Source organism: Vibrio sp. B4-6, assembly GCF_963888245.1.
In the GTDB taxonomy this organism is placed as follows: domain Bacteria; phylum Pseudomonadota; class Gammaproteobacteria; order Enterobacterales; family Vibrionaceae; genus Vibrio; species Vibrio anguillarum.
This window is the reverse complement of sequence record NZ_CAWPIM010000069.1, coordinates 25,367-40,160: the sequence shown is the minus strand read 5'-3', so window position 1 is coordinate 40,160 and position 14,794 is coordinate 25,367. Positions and strand designations below refer to the sequence as shown.

General features: G+C 45.4%; 20 protein-coding genes. 8 read left to right on the top strand and 12 right to left on the bottom strand.

Going from position 1 to position 14,794, the window contains the following annotated elements; translation table 11 throughout:
- Positions 1-130: 130 nt before the first annotated feature.
- The gene (locus AACV20_RS17090) at positions 131-364 is read left to right on the top strand and encodes a DUF3622 domain-containing protein (protein ID WP_010319076.1); all 234 of its coding nucleotides are present in this window, start codon (positions 131-133) and stop codon (positions 362-364) included.
- Between the two features lie 79 nt (positions 365-443).
- On the opposite strand, the gene AACV20_RS17085 is transcribed toward AACV20_RS17090, so the two are convergent.
- From AACV20_RS17085 to tsaA, 5 genes are all read right to left on the bottom strand, one after another.
- Positions 444-635: a DUF4250 domain-containing protein gene (locus AACV20_RS17085; protein ID WP_026028112.1), complete on the bottom strand. Its 192-nt coding sequence runs from the start codon at positions 633-635 to the stop codon at positions 444-446.
- A complete protein-coding gene (locus tag AACV20_RS17080) occupies positions 635-841 on the bottom strand; it encodes a YaeP family protein (protein ID WP_010319078.1) in 207 nt (68 codons plus the stop codon). The genes AACV20_RS17085 and AACV20_RS17080 overlap by 1 nt, the downstream gene beginning before the upstream one ends.
- Positions 842-949: 108 nt before the next feature.
- Positions 950-1,591 carry a tellurite resistance TerB family protein gene (locus AACV20_RS17075; RefSeq protein ID WP_013857413.1) on the bottom strand — a complete coding sequence of 214 codons (642 nt, stop codon included), beginning with the start codon at positions 1,589-1,591 and terminating at the stop codon, positions 950-952.
- A gap of 140 nt (positions 1,592-1,731) precedes the next feature.
- Positions 1,732-3,447 (bottom strand): proline--tRNA ligase, encoded by a 1,716-nt coding sequence (locus AACV20_RS17070; RefSeq protein ID WP_170907689.1) that lies wholly within the window; start codon positions 3,445-3,447, stop codon positions 1,732-1,734.
- A gap of 88 nt (positions 3,448-3,535) precedes the next feature.
- Entirely contained in the window at positions 3,536-4,231 is a 696-nt protein-coding gene (gene tsaA, locus AACV20_RS17065) for a tRNA (N6-threonylcarbamoyladenosine(37)-N6)-methyltransferase TrmO (RefSeq protein WP_064624671.1), read from the bottom strand.
- 121 nt (positions 4,232-4,352) lie between these two features.
- On the opposite strand from tsaA, the gene AACV20_RS17060 reads away from it, so the two are divergent.
- A complete protein-coding gene (locus tag AACV20_RS17060) occupies positions 4,353-4,607 on the top strand; it encodes a type B 50S ribosomal protein L31 (protein WP_010319081.1) in 255 nt (84 codons plus the stop codon).
- A 3-nt stretch (positions 4,608-4,610) separates the two neighbouring features.
- A complete protein-coding gene (ykgO, locus tag AACV20_RS17055; RefSeq protein WP_010319082.1) occupies positions 4,611-4,736 on the top strand; it encodes a type B 50S ribosomal protein L36 in 126 nt (41 codons plus the stop codon).
- Between the two features lie 51 nt (positions 4,737-4,787).
- Here the strand turns inward: ykgO and AACV20_RS17050 are convergent, their stop codons facing one another.
- A complete protein-coding gene (locus AACV20_RS17050) occupies positions 4,788-5,237 on the bottom strand; it encodes a YaiI/YqxD family protein (RefSeq protein WP_026027673.1) in 450 nt (149 codons plus the stop codon).
- Positions 5,238-5,244: 7 nt separating this feature from the next.
- The gene (locus tag AACV20_RS17045; protein ID WP_088728691.1) at positions 5,245-5,532 is read right to left on the bottom strand and encodes a hypothetical protein; all 288 of its coding nucleotides are present in this window, start codon (positions 5,530-5,532) and stop codon (positions 5,245-5,247) included.
- A gap of 868 nt (positions 5,533-6,400) precedes the next feature.
- On the opposite strand from AACV20_RS17045, the gene AACV20_RS17040 reads away from it, so the two are divergent.
- Positions 6,401-6,913, top strand: coding sequence for a GNAT family N-acetyltransferase (locus tag AACV20_RS17040; protein WP_013857407.1), 513 nt, complete (start codon positions 6,401-6,403; stop codon positions 6,911-6,913).
- Here the strand turns inward: AACV20_RS17040 and AACV20_RS17035 are convergent.
- On the bottom strand, positions 6,873-7,172 hold the full coding sequence (locus tag AACV20_RS17035; protein WP_170907688.1) for a DUF3301 domain-containing protein: 300 nt from the start codon (positions 7,170-7,172) through the stop codon (positions 6,873-6,875). The two genes, AACV20_RS17040 and AACV20_RS17035, sit on opposite strands and share 41 nt — an antisense overlap.
- 11 nt (positions 7,173-7,183) lie before the next feature.
- The gene (locus AACV20_RS17030) at positions 7,184-8,227 is read right to left on the bottom strand and encodes a DUF3549 family protein (protein ID WP_064626120.1); all 1,044 of its coding nucleotides are present in this window, start codon (positions 8,225-8,227) and stop codon (positions 7,184-7,186) included.
- A 122-nt stretch (positions 8,228-8,349) separates the two neighbouring features.
- Between AACV20_RS17030 and AACV20_RS17025 the strand changes: the two genes are divergently transcribed.
- The gene (locus AACV20_RS17025) at positions 8,350-8,670 is read left to right on the top strand and encodes a YqcC family protein (RefSeq protein WP_129532310.1); all 321 of its coding nucleotides are present in this window, start codon (positions 8,350-8,352) and stop codon (positions 8,668-8,670) included.
- On the top strand, positions 8,664-9,386 hold the full coding sequence (gene truC / locus AACV20_RS17020; RefSeq protein ID WP_017045581.1) for a tRNA pseudouridine(65) synthase TruC: 723 nt from the start codon (positions 8,664-8,666) through the stop codon (positions 9,384-9,386). Before AACV20_RS17025 ends, truC begins: the two co-directional genes overlap by 7 nt.
- Positions 9,387-9,511: 125 nt before the next feature.
- Here the strand turns inward: truC and dxs are convergent, their stop codons facing one another.
- From dxs to xseB, 3 genes are all read right to left on the bottom strand, one after another.
- Positions 9,512-11,395 carry a 1-deoxy-D-xylulose-5-phosphate synthase gene (gene dxs / locus AACV20_RS17015; protein WP_170907687.1) on the bottom strand — a complete coding sequence of 628 codons (1,884 nt, stop codon included), beginning with the start codon at positions 11,393-11,395 and terminating at the stop codon, positions 9,512-9,514.
- A 19-nt stretch (positions 11,396-11,414) separates the two neighbouring features.
- A complete protein-coding gene (gene ispA, locus AACV20_RS17010) occupies positions 11,415-12,299 on the bottom strand; it encodes a (2E,6E)-farnesyl diphosphate synthase (protein ID WP_170907686.1) in 885 nt (294 codons plus the stop codon).
- A gap of 148 nt (positions 12,300-12,447) precedes the next feature.
- Positions 12,448-12,690 carry an exodeoxyribonuclease VII small subunit gene (xseB, locus tag AACV20_RS17005; protein WP_010319093.1) on the bottom strand — a complete coding sequence of 81 codons (243 nt, stop codon included), beginning with the start codon at positions 12,688-12,690 and terminating at the stop codon, positions 12,448-12,450.
- A gap of 353 nt (positions 12,691-13,043) precedes the next feature.
- Here xseB and pomA point away from each other — a divergent pair, with 353 nt between their 5' ends.
- On the top strand, positions 13,044-13,808 hold the full coding sequence (gene pomA / locus AACV20_RS17000; RefSeq protein ID WP_017045579.1) for a flagellar motor protein PomA: 765 nt from the start codon (positions 13,044-13,046) through the stop codon (positions 13,806-13,808).
- Between the two features lie 11 nt (positions 13,809-13,819).
- On the top strand, positions 13,820-14,764 hold the full coding sequence (locus AACV20_RS16995; protein WP_170907685.1) for a flagellar motor protein MotB: 945 nt from the start codon (positions 13,820-13,822) through the stop codon (positions 14,762-14,764).
- Positions 14,765-14,794 lie beyond the last annotated feature (30 nt).

Here is a 14,794-nt window from a genome sequence, read left to right as displayed (position 1 = left end):
AAAAATTGTGATTTGTGCTCTAATGCCGCGCTTACCAAGGGATGGTGTTCAACATCCGCCGCCATATAATATAATGGCGCGCGACAAACGTTGATGAGTAATCCCTTATTATTCCCTTAGGAAAACGAAAATGTCAGAAAGTAAAAAATTTACCATCAAAGTGACTGAAAAGCGCAATGGTTGGGCGGCGGAAATCGTACGTCAAGTGACCTCTCGCAGAAGTGTTGTTTCAAAGCGCGAAATGGGTTTTGAAAGCGAAGCACAAGCACAAGCTTGGGCGGAAAAAGAGCTCAGTGGCTTTATTGAGAACCAAGCGAAACGCAATGAGCGTAAGGCTCTGGCAAGAAAAGAGAAAAAAGCTTAGTACAAAAAATCTGAGTGCTGTGCTTTAAGAACTGTTATTTGAACGAAAACCCGCTTTAAATTAGCGGGTTTTTTATGCCTTAACGAAATTGACCGATTTGCGGTAAAAACTCAAAGCCTGCACTGGCTAAGCGAGCTTCTAATGCCGCCCGATCGATATCAAAGTCATCCGCCAGCTTATCAAGATCGCCATTAAAATCATCACGTAGCTTCATATTGATGATGCTCATCAGCATGATTGGATCCATTGTGGCAAAATTGGCTAAATTCATCACTTATCCTCGAAATCAGAAATCAGCAAGTTAGCTGCCGCAAAGGCTGCTTGCTCTCGAACCGCTTTTGGCAGCGATTCGTCTGCTGCGACATCATTCAAGGTTTTGATGGCGCAGGAGATTGCTTGAGGAATATAAGCTTGATCACCACTGCCTATCTGCGCATAAAGCTCGCGCACTAATTCACAACAACCGTAAACTTGCATAGATTAAATCCTAACTAATGATAATGGCTCTCAATATACACATTACGTTTGGCAAAGACAAAATCAGAACTTGCGTTTGCGCAAGCTCTGATTGCATGTGATGAAACTTTAAGCGTTCACTTGCTGCTCTAGCGCCATGACCAGATCGTCGGCTAGCTGTAGTTGCTTAGCGAGCTCGTTCAGATACGCTTTTTCCATGAAATTTTGTTCATCGGCGATAAGTAAAGAGGCCAGATAAAGCTCACTCGCTTGTGCGGGCGTTGTGGCTAACTGTGCAATAGCCGCGGGATCGAGCGGTTTATGCAGCTCATTTTTTACCAGCTGCTGCAATTGGTTATCTGCGCCCATTTCAGAGATGGCTTGCTCAATTTTCGCCATTTCTTGTTCATCCACATGGCCATCAGCTTTTGCGGCGGCAATCATCGCTTTTAGGATCAGCGTGCTGTGGCTAGCATCATTAGGGTCAAAGCTAGACTGCGGTTGAGTGGTCGTTTGTTTTGCTTGCCAGTCATTATACGCTTTATAGGCTAGTGCGCCGAGCGCCGCTGCTCCACCAATCCCTATCACTTTAGTGCCTATTTTTTTTGCTTTCTTCGAGCCCATCAACAAACCGATTAGGCCACCACCGAGTGCACCAGCTCCTAAGGTTTTGAGTTTACTTGAATCTTGTGTGATAGCGCCGAGTTGGCTTGAACCTTGTTTTACGATGTCTGAATTCAATGCTTGGTTAAGCAAACTTTTTAGATCCATAGGTCACCTCCATTAATAATGGATTAAAGAATAGATCACCGTAGATGAATCGAAGATTAATATGCTTAAAAAAGTTTGTGTGGCTGGTGACAAAATAAAAAAGGTTGCCATTTAGGCAACCTTTTCAATAGCACACTTTATTAGGCTATTTGAGCATTAATAAAGGAGACTATTTCATTCATAGCGACGGCCGACTTCTCACCACTGCGGCGATGTTTATATTCGAAGTTGCCCTCATCCATACTGCGATCGCCAATAATGATGGTATGTGGCACACCGATCAGTTCCATATCTGAGAACATTACGCCCGGGCGCTCTTTACGATCATCAAATAGCACTTCAATACCAGCTGAGGTCAGTTCCGCATACAGTTTTTCAGCAGCTTGTTGGACACGCTCTGATTTGTGCATGTTCATGGGAACGATCGCCACTTGGAAAGGTGCGATCGCGTCAGGCCAGATGATGCCGTATTTATCGTTGTTTTGTTCGATGGCTGATGCTACAACGCGTGATACACCAATGCCGTAACAACCCATCTCTAAAATGGTGTTTTTACCATTGGAATCAAGAACGCCACAGTTCATTTTCTCAGAATAGTTGGTACCCAATTGGAAAATATGACCCACTTCGATACCGCGTTTGAGCATTAGTGTCCCTTTGCCACATGGGCTTGGGTCGCCTTCAACGACGTTACGAAGATCTTCCACTTTCGCTAGCTCAACGTCACGACCCCAGTTGATGCCAAAGTAGTGTTTGCCATCGATGTTGGCTCCTGCGCCAAAATCGCTCATGACGGCTACGCTGTGATCAACGATAAACGGCAATTCAAGACCAACAGGGCCAAGAGAGCCTGGGCCTGCGCCAATCAGCGCGCGAATCTCTTCTTCGCTAGCCATTTCTAGCGGAGCGGCAACTTCAGCGAGTTTCTCGGCTTTGATTTCATTGAGTTCATGATCACCACGGATGATCAGTGCCACGATAGAGGCATCGATCTCATCAGAGGCTTTTACAAACAGTGTTTTAACTGTTTTCTCAATCGGTAGGCCATGCTGCTCAACCAATTCAGCGATGGTTTTGGCGTTTGGCGTATCAACCTGCGTCATCTCTTGAGTTGGCGCGGCGCGCTCAACGGCTGGCGCAATGGCTTCCGCTTTTTCGATGTTGGCGGCGTAATCCGATTCAGTTGAGAAGGCGATGATGTCTTCACCACTTTCAGCCAATACATGGAACTCATGCGAGCCGTTACCACCGATAGCGCCGGTGTCGGCTAATACTGGGCGGTAATCAAGCCCCATGCGATCGAAGGCTTTACAGTAAGCTTCGTGCATTGCTTGGTAAGATTTCTCTAAGCCTGCTTTATCAATATCAAAGCTATAGGCATCCATCATGCAGAATTCACGAGCACGCATCACACCAAAACGAGGACGTCTCTCATCACGGAATTTGGTTTGAATCTGGTACAGGTTCAGCGGCAATTGCTTGTAAGAGCTGACTTCGTTGCGTACCAAGCTGGTGATCACTTCTTCTGCTGTTGGACTAAGCACAAACGGACGAGTATGGCGGTCAGTAAAGCGAAGTAGCTCAGGGCCCATTTTCTCAGAGCGGCCTGTCTCTTCCCACAGTTCAAACGGTTGCACAACGGGCATCAAGGTTTCGATTGCACCGGCATTGTCGAGCTCTTGACGAACGATGTTTTCGACTTTACGCAGCACACGTAGACCAGTAGGCAGCCAGGTATAAAGACCTGAAGCCAGCTTACGGATCATACCTGCACGTAACATGAGCTGATGGCTCACGACTTCTGCGTCGTTTGGAGTCTCCTTCAAAGTAGAAAGAAGATATTTACTGGTACGCATTCTATGGTATCCGTTTCATGATAGTTAAAAGCGCTCTCCAATGAGAGGCTAGAATTAAGCCGCTAATAATATCAGCCAATCGGCTTTGTCAAAAGCGTTCTATTGCGGTTACTGAGACTAAGTTGTTTGCGATAGTGAATTTTACGTTCAGATCGAACAGATTTACCGCATATTCTTTATGATCGATTTTATGTTTTTTATAGGCTGGGCGAGGATCTTGAGCCAGTACTTGCTCAATGACGGCTTTAACCATGTCGTGATCTGCCCGCGCATTCAGTACCGTTAACGCCGCTTGGCTAAAGGTCACTGCGATCTTGTGGGGCTCGCTCTCGGCATAGCCACCGCTGGCTGTGGCTATCGAATCGGAATAGGGAATATAGGGTTTGATGTCAATGATCGGTGTGTTATCGACTAAATCTACGCTGCCTAGTTCCAAATAAACCTGATCACCTTGTTGAGTGACGCCTTTCAATTCAACGGCAGACATACCGATGCCGTTAGGTCGAAACGTGGCCCGTGAAGCAAATACGCCGATCCGCTCATTTCCGCCTAAGCGCGGTGGGCGCACCGTCGGTTTCCAACCGGCATCGAGGTTTTGGTCAAACAGAAAAAGTAACCAGACATGGCTAAATTGTTCGATGCCTCGCACCGACTCTAAGCAATTAGCGTGACCGATGAGCTTGACTCTCGCGCTTGCGCTCGCCACTAAGCGAGGTTGGCGAGGAACGGCAAATTTTTCTTTATAAGGCGTTTCAATAGTGCCAATCGGAGCAATGGTGTGCATATCCGTATCCGTCTTTTTTCACGTTGGTTGAGAAAAATATCATATTTAAGCTTGCTTTTCTTCTTGGTAATGATTATTAATTGTCATGTTATAACATAACAATTTAAGTGAGGGGAAATTGATGAAAGACGGAATTCATCCGCCATACCAAAAAGTGGTTTTCCACGACACCAGTGTGGATAAGTATTTTATTGTGGGTTCAACGCTAAAAACTGATCGGACGATCGAGTGGGAAGATGGCAACACCTATCCTTATTTCACCTTAGATGTGTCGTCTGAATCGCATCCCTATTACACCGGTAAGCAGCGAGTTGTTCAAAAAGAAGGACGAGTGGCGAATTTCAATCGTCGCTTTGCTCAGTTTGGTAAGGAGTAAACTATGAAAGTATTAAGTTCATTAAAAAGCGCAAAATCACGTCATCCAGATTGTCAAATCGTCAAAAGACGCGGTCGTTTATATGTAATTTGTAAAACTAATCCAAGATTTAAGGCGGTTCAGCGCTAATGAAGAGGAACGGTTGGACAGGCTAGTGATTGTCCAACCGTCAAAACGTGGTTATTTGTTCGCTTTAGCCAAAATGCGATCCAAATGGTTGGCAAATTCGCGCCGTTCTGTTTGAGAAAGCGCACTTGGTCCGCCAGTTTGGATACCGCTTGATCGCATTGTGTCCATAAAATCTCGAATATTGAGGCGTGCCTTGATGGTCTCTTTGGTATACAGCTCACCACGAGAATTGAGCGCCAAGCCACCTTTGGTTATCACTTCATCGGCCAGCGGAATATCGGAAGTAATTACCAAATCGCCCACTTCTACCCGTTTGACGATTTCGTTATCGGCAACATCAAAACCACTGGGGACTTGCAGTGAACGAATGTTGGATCGTTGCGGAATCGGAACGACATGATTGGCCACAAAAGTACATTCAACGCCCGTCCTTTCGGCTGCGCGGACAATGGTTTCACGAATTACTTTCGGACATGCATCGGCGTCCACCCAAATTTTCATCATTCAATTACTTCTCGGTTAGTTGTGCCTCTAGGGCTGCTACTCGGGCTGACAAAGCGGCTAGTTGCGTTTCAAGTTCGGCTATCTTGTTCGCGCTATTTTCCGTACTAAAGCTCACTTCTACTTTGGGAACTCGGTGTGCATTTTTCCAACTTTTGATGGTTGCAATCAAGGCTGGCATTGGCACTGAGGTGCTAAGACGTGACTTTACTAAGGCCACACTCGGTTCCTTTCCCTGTTGTTGTAAGAGAGTCAAGATGTTTTCTAGTTCTTGAGTGACATCTTTTGTGAGCATAGGTTATCCTTTTTGTGAGTGGCTGTGATCTTACCTTTTATTTACCAAGAGCAAAAGTGGCGAAGTGTTGTAAGAGATCTCGCACATTGTTTGTAAGAAATCACAGTGTTTAACGCAGTGTTTGGTGGTGATTTTTTTATAACTATTTGTTTTTAATTAATATATCTATTTCTTTAGGTTGTTTTTTTTAAAATGATATTTTTAGGTGATTGTTTCTTAAAGCCAAACGAGTAAATTGAACCCTGTCGGAAGGATTCTGACAAGGAATTACAAAGCACCAAGGTTTGGTCTCTTCAGGAAGAAGACAAGGTTGTTCACGAAGAATAACCACGCAGGATGCTAGGACAGCGTAAGGATACAACAGTTGGCAGGATGCGAGCTGCATGGATTGGCGATGGACACCTTGTGGATAAGGCAGGACAACATCAGGATGATGTTATGGACACCGCTCAAGGAACAAGTGATGAGTATTGACCGGAGTGTTAGTACCATGGAAAGTTTGGACACCGCTAGGATGGCGATGCAGGATGAGCCGAAGAATTGGCCACTATTATGGATGATGCATGGAGCACACAATTTAGTAGCTGGACTGCTGCGAGTAAGACTTTAAGCCTCGACACATGCGTGTTGAGGCTTTTCTTATTACTTGCATTCTGGCTTTAGCGTGTTGTTGCTTCAAAAAAAGTTCATATGATAAGTGCAGCAAAATAATAACAACAAAAAAACAATCTAGATCAATTACCTCATCGTTCGGTTGGTTTAATTTTCGGCTTCTTTGCAAAAATAGAGTACCAGATTTTATTTGGGCTAAGGCGTATTGCCCTAAGCCTAGTTGAGTCTTTCGGTATTATTTTGCGGCTAACAAGGATTGTACGTGACAACCGTAACAAGAAGAACGCTTCTTCTCCCTTACACCGATTCGTTAGAGTCTGATTTTTTGATGCTCAATTGTTGCGCCAAAAATCGGGCACAGATGAATGGCCCTAAAACGGTCGCTTCAGCAAAACAGCTTTTTCAACGAGTGCTTCATGATCCTCATTTGTACGCAATGGCGGTGTTAGATAATTATAACCGCGAATACATGGGGCATTTGTTCATTGAACTTGACGAAGAGCGAGCAGAACTCGGTTTTCTTTTTGATAAATTGTATTGGGGCAAAGGCATTGCAACTGAGGCATTGAAGGCTTTTTTACCTAAAGCAGCCTACCAATTGCAACGACAAAAAATTACAGCCACTGCTAATATTGGCCACCATGCCTCTATTGCGGTACTCAAAAAACTCGGCTTTGAGCTGTTGGGTGAGAAAGAAGATGTTTTTGGCCCTTATTGGGAATTTGAGTTTACATACGATGAGGCGGCAAATGAAAAGCAGATGGCCTAAAGCCTATCATTTGTAATTCACCTTGGTAGCAGTCGTCACCTAGTGCAGAAAACTCAAACCAATAAACGGTATGCCAACGACAGAGTCCTTCTGGCGTTTTGAATTTGTGGCGTCCAAAAGCAACGCTGATCAGCTGTAAGTCGAGTTGTTCGCATTTTCGACTGATCGCCGCTTTTGCCAATTCGGCTTGGCGACGCTGTTGCCAGAAAAGAAAGCAGCCCAAGCTGAGTAATAAAATAGCCAATAGATCGCCTAGCATAAACATTCCAGTTATTGAGCTTTAGTTGTTTGTTGTAAGCGAATTAAGGCATCGGCTAATTCGATCGAAGGGCTAGAATGCAGCAGTGGCAGCAGTACCATTCGCAGTTCTGGCAGCATCACTAAATCAGCAAAGAGCTGGTTAAAGAGGGCTTGATTGCCTGTTTGCGCCAAGCGTAATAAAAACGTTTCGGCAAGTGATGGGTTAGACAATACATGCCACGAGCGCCCTGCAATGGCAATTAATATCTCTTGATGGCTCAAGCGTGGGCTTTGCAGAATACGTTCAACCAAGGTCGCGGTGAGTGCATTATCCGCACCTGATAAGGCTCGTATTAAAGCAGAGAGTAAGAACAGATCAGGTTCGTGGCTTTCGATGTGCAACATTGCCATCTCTTGCAAACGCAGCGCCAACTTATCATTCAACTGTGCACTATGTTCGAGTGCACCCAGCAGGGCATACAAAGGCTGAGCGGGGAGGTGGTTTAATGCTTTCCTTAATAACACGCTATTTTGTTCTTTGCTTAAACGAGCACAAATATCAGTAATGCCTTGTAAGCCGACCGTCTGCCAGTTTTCCCAGCCTAAATCCCCACTAAAATAGTGTTGCGCATGCTCATAATATTGGCTTGATGGTAGGTTCAACTGGGCGCGTATTTGGCTGTGGAATACCGCCATTTTGTCGTCGCTCGGTTTAAAGGTATAAGGGTTATTGGCAAGCTTTTGCTGCTGCTCATCGCTGAGGTCTTGATGCAAACGTGATCCCATCGCTTCAAGTACAAACTTGATGAAGTTACCTATCTCAGCTTGTTTGAGTAGGCCACGTTCATCCAAAGAGAATTTAAGAAACCAGATCCAAGGTTGCTGGGTTTGGTTCCAATAGGCGATGGCAAGATGAGCATGACGCTGCAATGGATAGGGATACGGTTGCTGACCTTTTTCTACTTGAGAAAAGTGTGTATTTTCAATCGGGCAGATGCGCCTTCCTAAATCAAAGATCCGATATTGGCTACCACTATTGGTGAGCAATTGGCTAAGCGTATGAATGGTATCCATGGATAAAGTGACCTTAACTTGTGTTCTTGAATAACTATTTTTGATCAATAACTCTCTTTGAACAATAAATGGTACTCTATAGCTCATTTTCAAGGTCACTTAGCAAATTAACTTGGTGAATAATGACAGTAAGCACAGAACTTACCCACCTGTTGAAGCAACTAGAAACTCAGTTACGCAATTCTCAGCGCTGGCAATCCCAGCCGCCAAGCGAAAGCGCATTGATGAGCACAGAGCCTTTCTCCATCGATACCCTCACTCCGGAGCAGTGGCTGCAGTGGATTTTCATCCCCAAAATGTTATTGGCAATTGAGCAGCAAACAGAGCTTCCTCAAGGGTTCTCGCTCACTCCCTATTTTGAAGAGGCATGGCAACATCAAGCGGAATTGGCTGAGGTGATTGCGCTGCTACGTTTGATTGATGAGGTAAGCCAACCATGTTAGAGATTCTGTATCAGGACGATGATTTGGTCGCCGTGAATAAACCTGCAGGAATGCTGGTGCATCGCTCATGGCTAGATAAACACGAAACGCAATTTGTGATGCAAACGCTGCGCGATCAAATTGGCCAGCATGTGTTTCCCCTACATCGATTAGATAGGCCAACTTCTGGCGTGCTTGTGTTTGCGCTCTCCAGTGAAGTGGCGGCGCAAATGATGCCGATGTTTGCCAACCATCAAATGGAAAAAACGTACCATGCGATTGTGCGTGGTTGGATTGAACAAGGGGATGTGCTTGATTACCCACTCAAAATCGAGCTAGATAAAATTGCCGATAAGTTTGCCAAACAAGATAAAGAAGCCCAAGAGGCGATCACCGCTTATCAACCATTAGCGACAGTAGAAGTGCCGTATTCAACCGGGCGTTTCCCAACCAGCCGCTACTGTTTGGTGGAAATGAAACCGCAAACAGGCCGTAAACATCAGCTGCGTCGTCATATGCACCATTTGAGTCATCCGATTATTGGTGATACCACTCATGGTGATGGCAAGCACAACCGCCTATTTCGCGATCATTATGACGCGCAGCGTCTGATGCTCCATGCCTCTGAATTACGTTTTACTCATCCGTTTACTGGCCAAGCATTAGTGCTTAAAGCTGGTTTTGATGAGGTATGGCAAAGGCTGTTTACTCAGTTTGAGTGGAGCCAGCCGATATAAAAACAAAACCCTCGCGATGCGAGGGTTTTGAGTATTGGGATGTAACTGAAAGTGGTGTAGCTTATCGAGCTATTCGGTTCATAAAAACCTTCAGTTCATAAAACCGACAGCTTATAAAACGCTCGCTACTTTGCTAAATATTCTTGAATGGAACGCTCGATGCCTTTGGCATCTAAACCTAATTCTGCATGCAGCTCTTCTTGTGTACCTTGAGCGATGAATTGATCAGGCAAACCTAAATTGAGTACTGGTTTTAGGATTTTCTCTTTCATCATCAATTCAATGACACCCGCACCCGCACCACCTGCAATCGCATTCTCTTCCAAGGTCACTAGCACATCATGTTGCGCAGCCAGTTGGCGAATGAGTGTTTCATCAAGGGGCTTAACAAATCGCATGTCAGCTACTGTTGCATTTAGCTTATCGGCTGCTTCAAGCGCGTTTGGTAGGAAAGTGCCAAAGTTGAGGATCGCGATTTTTTCATTCGCGATAGCCGTGTCACATTGGCGCATAATGCGTCCTTTGCCAATCTCTAACGCACTAAATTGGGTTTGGATTTCGACTCCCATGCCATTGCCACGAGGATAACGCACTGCGCTTGGCCCTGTGTGTTTATGGCCGGTATAGAGCATTTGTCGGCACTCATTTTCATCGGCGGGTGCCATGATCACCATGTTGGGAATGCAGCGCATGAAGCTTAAATCAAATGCACCTTGGTGAGTTTGGCCATCAGCTCCGACTAAACCCGCTCGGTCAATGGCGAACATAACCGATAAATTCATGATGGCAACATCGTGGATCAGTTGATCATAACCCCTTTGTAAAAAGGTTGAGTAGATCGCCACTATCGGATGATCTCCCGCAATCGCCATACCAGTTGCAAGTGTGACGGCATGTTGCTCAGCAATCGCCACATCAAAATATTGTTGTGGGTACTCTTTTGAAAAGCGAACCATGCCAGAGCCTTCACGCATCGCGGGTGTAATTGCCATTAATTTGGGATCTTGCGCGGCCATATCGCATAAGAAATCACCAAAGATTTTAGAAAATGTGGGTTTGGCGTTGCTGTTTTTCGGCAGGCTATTGTGGCTCGGGGCAAATTTAGGAACGGCATGGTAACCAATCGGATCTTTTTCGGCGGGTTCATAGCCTTTGCCTTTTTTGGTCATGATGTGCAAAAACTGTGGGCCTTTGAGCTCGCGCATGTTGCGTAATGTCTTGATAAGTTCAATCACATCATGGCCATCGACTGGGCCGATATAGTTAAATCCAAGCTCTTCAAACAAGGTGCCGGGTACGACCATGCCTTTCAAGTGCTCTTCTGTGCGGCGTACCAGCTCTTTAATAGGCGGTATGCCAGAGAGCACTTTTTTGCCCCCTTCACGGATCGAGGTATAAAGGCTACCGGAAAGCAGTTGCGCTAAATGGTTATTCAGTGCGCCCACGTTTTCAGAGATCGACATTTCGTTGTCGTTGAGCACGACTAACATATCCGGATGAACGTCGCCAGCATGGTTCATTGCTTCAAAGGCCATGCCTGCGGTGATAGCACCATCACCAATTACGCCCACTACTTTGCGATTTTTCCCTTCTTTACCTGCACTGATCGCCATCCCTAAGGCGGCACTGATTGAGGTGGACGAGTGGCCGACAGAGAGCGTGTCATATTCACTTTCTTCACGCCAAGGAAAAGGGTGAAGACCGTCTTTTTGACGAATGGTCGACATTTTCTCGCGGCGACCAGTTAATATTTTGTGCGGATAAGCTTGGTGGCCTACATCCCAAATCAGCTGATCGAAAGGGGTGTTATAGACGTAGTGTAGGGCAACCGTTAATTCAACCGTGCCTAAGCCTGACGCAAGGTGGCCACTCGACTGACTGACGGAATTAAGAAGGTAGTTTCTTAATTCATCACACAACGTTGGCAGAACCTCTTTTGGCAGACTGCGCAGTTCATCGGGTGTATTTGCTAAAGCCAGTGTTGGGTATTTTGAAATATCAAGAGTCATAATTTTGCGCGCTTATAGTTTAGTTCTTGCGCTCGACGACGTATCGGGCGAACTCTTCGAGTGATTCTGTATTGTAGGGTATTGCTTCCAAGGCTTGAAGAGCTTCCTGTAACAGACTTTGTGCTTTATCAATAGCACCTTGTAACCCTAGCAGCGCTGGGTAGGTACTTTTATTGAGTTGTTGATCCGAGCCTTGAGGTTTACCTAATGTCTCGGTATCGCTAACGATATCCAAAATATCATCTTGAACTTGGAATGCGAGACCAACGGCATCGGCATAGCGATCCAATTGTGGTAGTACCGCAAGCCCTGTTTCACCAGCCGCAAGCGCACCTAAACGGATTGCACAACGCATCAAGGCTCCTGTTTTATTGCGATGGATCTCTTCTAATTCCTGCACTGAAACCAGACGATTTTCCGCTTGCAGATCCAACGCTTGCCCTATACACATACCTTGAGCACCGGAAGCTTGAGCCAACATTTGAACCATCTTAATGCGGTTGACTTGCGCATGTTCGGCGAGTTGACCTTCTGCCAAAATAGTAAAGGCCAGTGTTTGCAGGGCATCGCCCGCTAAAATCGCGATGGCTTCGTCAAATTCGATGTGACAAGTGGCTTTACCGCGACGCAATTCATCGTCGTCCATCGCGGGAAGGTCATCGTGGATCAATGAGTAAGCATGAATACATTCTATTGCGCAGGCTGGGGTATCGAGTTCATCTGGCGTACAACCAAGCATTTGCCCTGTGATATACACCAAATAAGGTCGAGCTCTTTTACCGCCAAGTAACAAACCGTAGCGCATCGCGTCAATCAACGGTTGTTTTTGGTGCGGTAAACGGCCTAACCAAAGGTTTAATTGGTCAATATTTCTTTGCTGATAGGAGCTCAGAGCCTCAATCATAGGGCACTCTTTCTACTAAGTTGTGGTATCTACTAGGTTACGATCGACCGTTTCCCTGTGACTTAATTGACAGGTTCATGTCACATAGCGAGCGATGAGATCGATAAATATGAGTCAGTAATAAGTATGTATCAGTAATACATGCCTATTACTCAGGTAGTTCAGTAAAGTCAGAGAGTGGCGCGTCATCGCTCGCACTGAGCAAAATACTGACTCGCTGCTCCGCTTCACTTAACTTACTTTGTCCAGCACGAGCAAGGGATATTCCGCGCTCGAATTTTTTTAGCGCATCATCTAAGGCTAAATCGCCATTTTCTAGCTGTTCCACTAAGCTATCAAGTTCTTCGATTGTCGCTTCGAAGGACATATTTTCAGGTTTCTTGCTCGCCATAATCTTTTTATCTTGGTAAATATGCACGAAAGTTACCTTAGGGCGTAGTGATGGTCAAATTTAACCAACGATTTTTGTCTGAAAAGTCCCTCTTTTGGAACTGTCACTATCACAAATAATAAAAATAATAATACGATACTTAGCAACCAGACCGATATTTACTGAAATAGTGACGGTGACTCAGAATCTTGGCCATATCAGTGTGCTGGCAACAGTGCATCTTTGCTCAGTTTAGGTATAAACTGAATAGAGAGAATTTCGGTATGATCCAATAATTTACTTAAAGATTTGAATCTATTGCCGATAACGAGTTTAAACTCATTATCGCAGGTAAGCAGCATGAGGAGTGCTTTGTGGATTTAGCAACGCTGATAGGCCTGATCGGAGGCCTCGCTTTCGTTATCATGGCGATGATTTTAGGCGGAAGCCTAATGATGTTCTTCGACGTCACATCTATCTTGATCGTAGTGGGGGGCTCAACCTTTGTTGTTTTGATGAAATTCACGATGGGACAATTTTTTGGTGCAGCCAAAGTCGCAGGTAAGGCTTTTATGTTTAAAGCTGATGAGCCTGAAGATTTGATCGCAAAAATCGTGGAAATGGCGGATGCAGCACGTAAAGGCGGCTTTCTTGCGTTAGAAGAGATGGAAATTACTAATAGCTTCATGCAAAAAGGGATCGATTTGCTGGTGGATGGCCATGATGCTGACGTGGTGCGTTCTGCGTTGCAAAAAGACATTGTATTGACCGATGAGCGCCATTCTCAAGGGTCTGGTGTATTTCGTGCCTTTGGTGACGTAGCGCCAGCGATGGGCATGATCGGTACTTTGGTGGGCTTGGTTGCCATGTTGTCTAACATGGATGACCCTAAATCAATTGGCCCTGCCATGGCCGTTGCCTTATTAACTACCTTGTACGGCGCTGTTCTCTCGAACATGATTTTTTTCCCGATTGCAGACAAACTTGCTTTGCGCCGAGACCAAGAAAAGCTTAACCGTCGTTTAATCATGGATGGCGTTCTGGCTATTCAGGATGGACAAAACCCACGGGTCATTGATAGTTATCTGAAAAACTACCTCAATGAAGGCAAGCGTGTTTTAGATGTTGATAGTGAATAACGGAGCCTGTAATGGATGATGAAGAAGGCTGTAAATGCCCACCTCCCGGCTTGCCGTTGTGGATGGGAACCTTTGCCGATTTAATGTCGCTGTTGATGTGTTTCTTCGTACTGCTGCTCTCTTTTTCCGAGATGGACGTTCTGAAGTTTAAACAGATAGCAGGCTCGATGAAGTTTGCTTTTGGTGTGCAAAATCGTTTGGAAGTGAAAGACATTCCTAAAGGGACAAGCATCATTGCACAAGAGTTTCGCCCAGGCCGTCCTGAACCGACACCAATTGATGTCATCATGCAACAAACCATTGATATCACCCAGCAGACATTAAATTTCCAAGAAGGTGATTCTGACCGTTCTGGTGGTATGCAGCGTGATGAAGGGCAATTGACGGGGGGGCAATCCCCAGAAACCTCAACACAGAATAATCAAAACACCGAATCGGAAATGCAACAACAGCAAGCAGAATCTATGTCGCAGGAGATGGAAATTGTTGAACAGGACATCAAAAAAGCGTTAGCAAGAGAAATCGAACAAGGCGCTATTGAAGTTGAAAACTTAGGTCAGCAATTGGTGATCCGTATTCGTGAAAAAGGTGCGTTTCCCGAAGGTTCTGCATTTCTACAACCTAAGTTTCGTCCATTGGTTCGTCAAATTGCCGATCTGGTTAAAGATGTGCCGGGCATTGTGCGTATTTCTGGCCATACCGACAATCAAAGTGTCGATTCTGAATTGTATCGCTCAAACTGGGATCTTTCGGCTCAACGAGCGGTTTCTGTGGCGCAAGAGATGGAAAAGGTTCGCGGGTTTTCTCATCAACGACTCAGGGTGCGTGGTATGGCCGATACCGATCCAGTCGGCTCTAACGATACGGAAAGTGAACGTTCACGCAACCGCCGAGTAGAAATCAGTATCATGCAAGGTGAACCGCTGTACAGTGATGAAGTTCCATCCGTTCAGTAAGTTACGTTGGATTATGTAAAAACACATAGA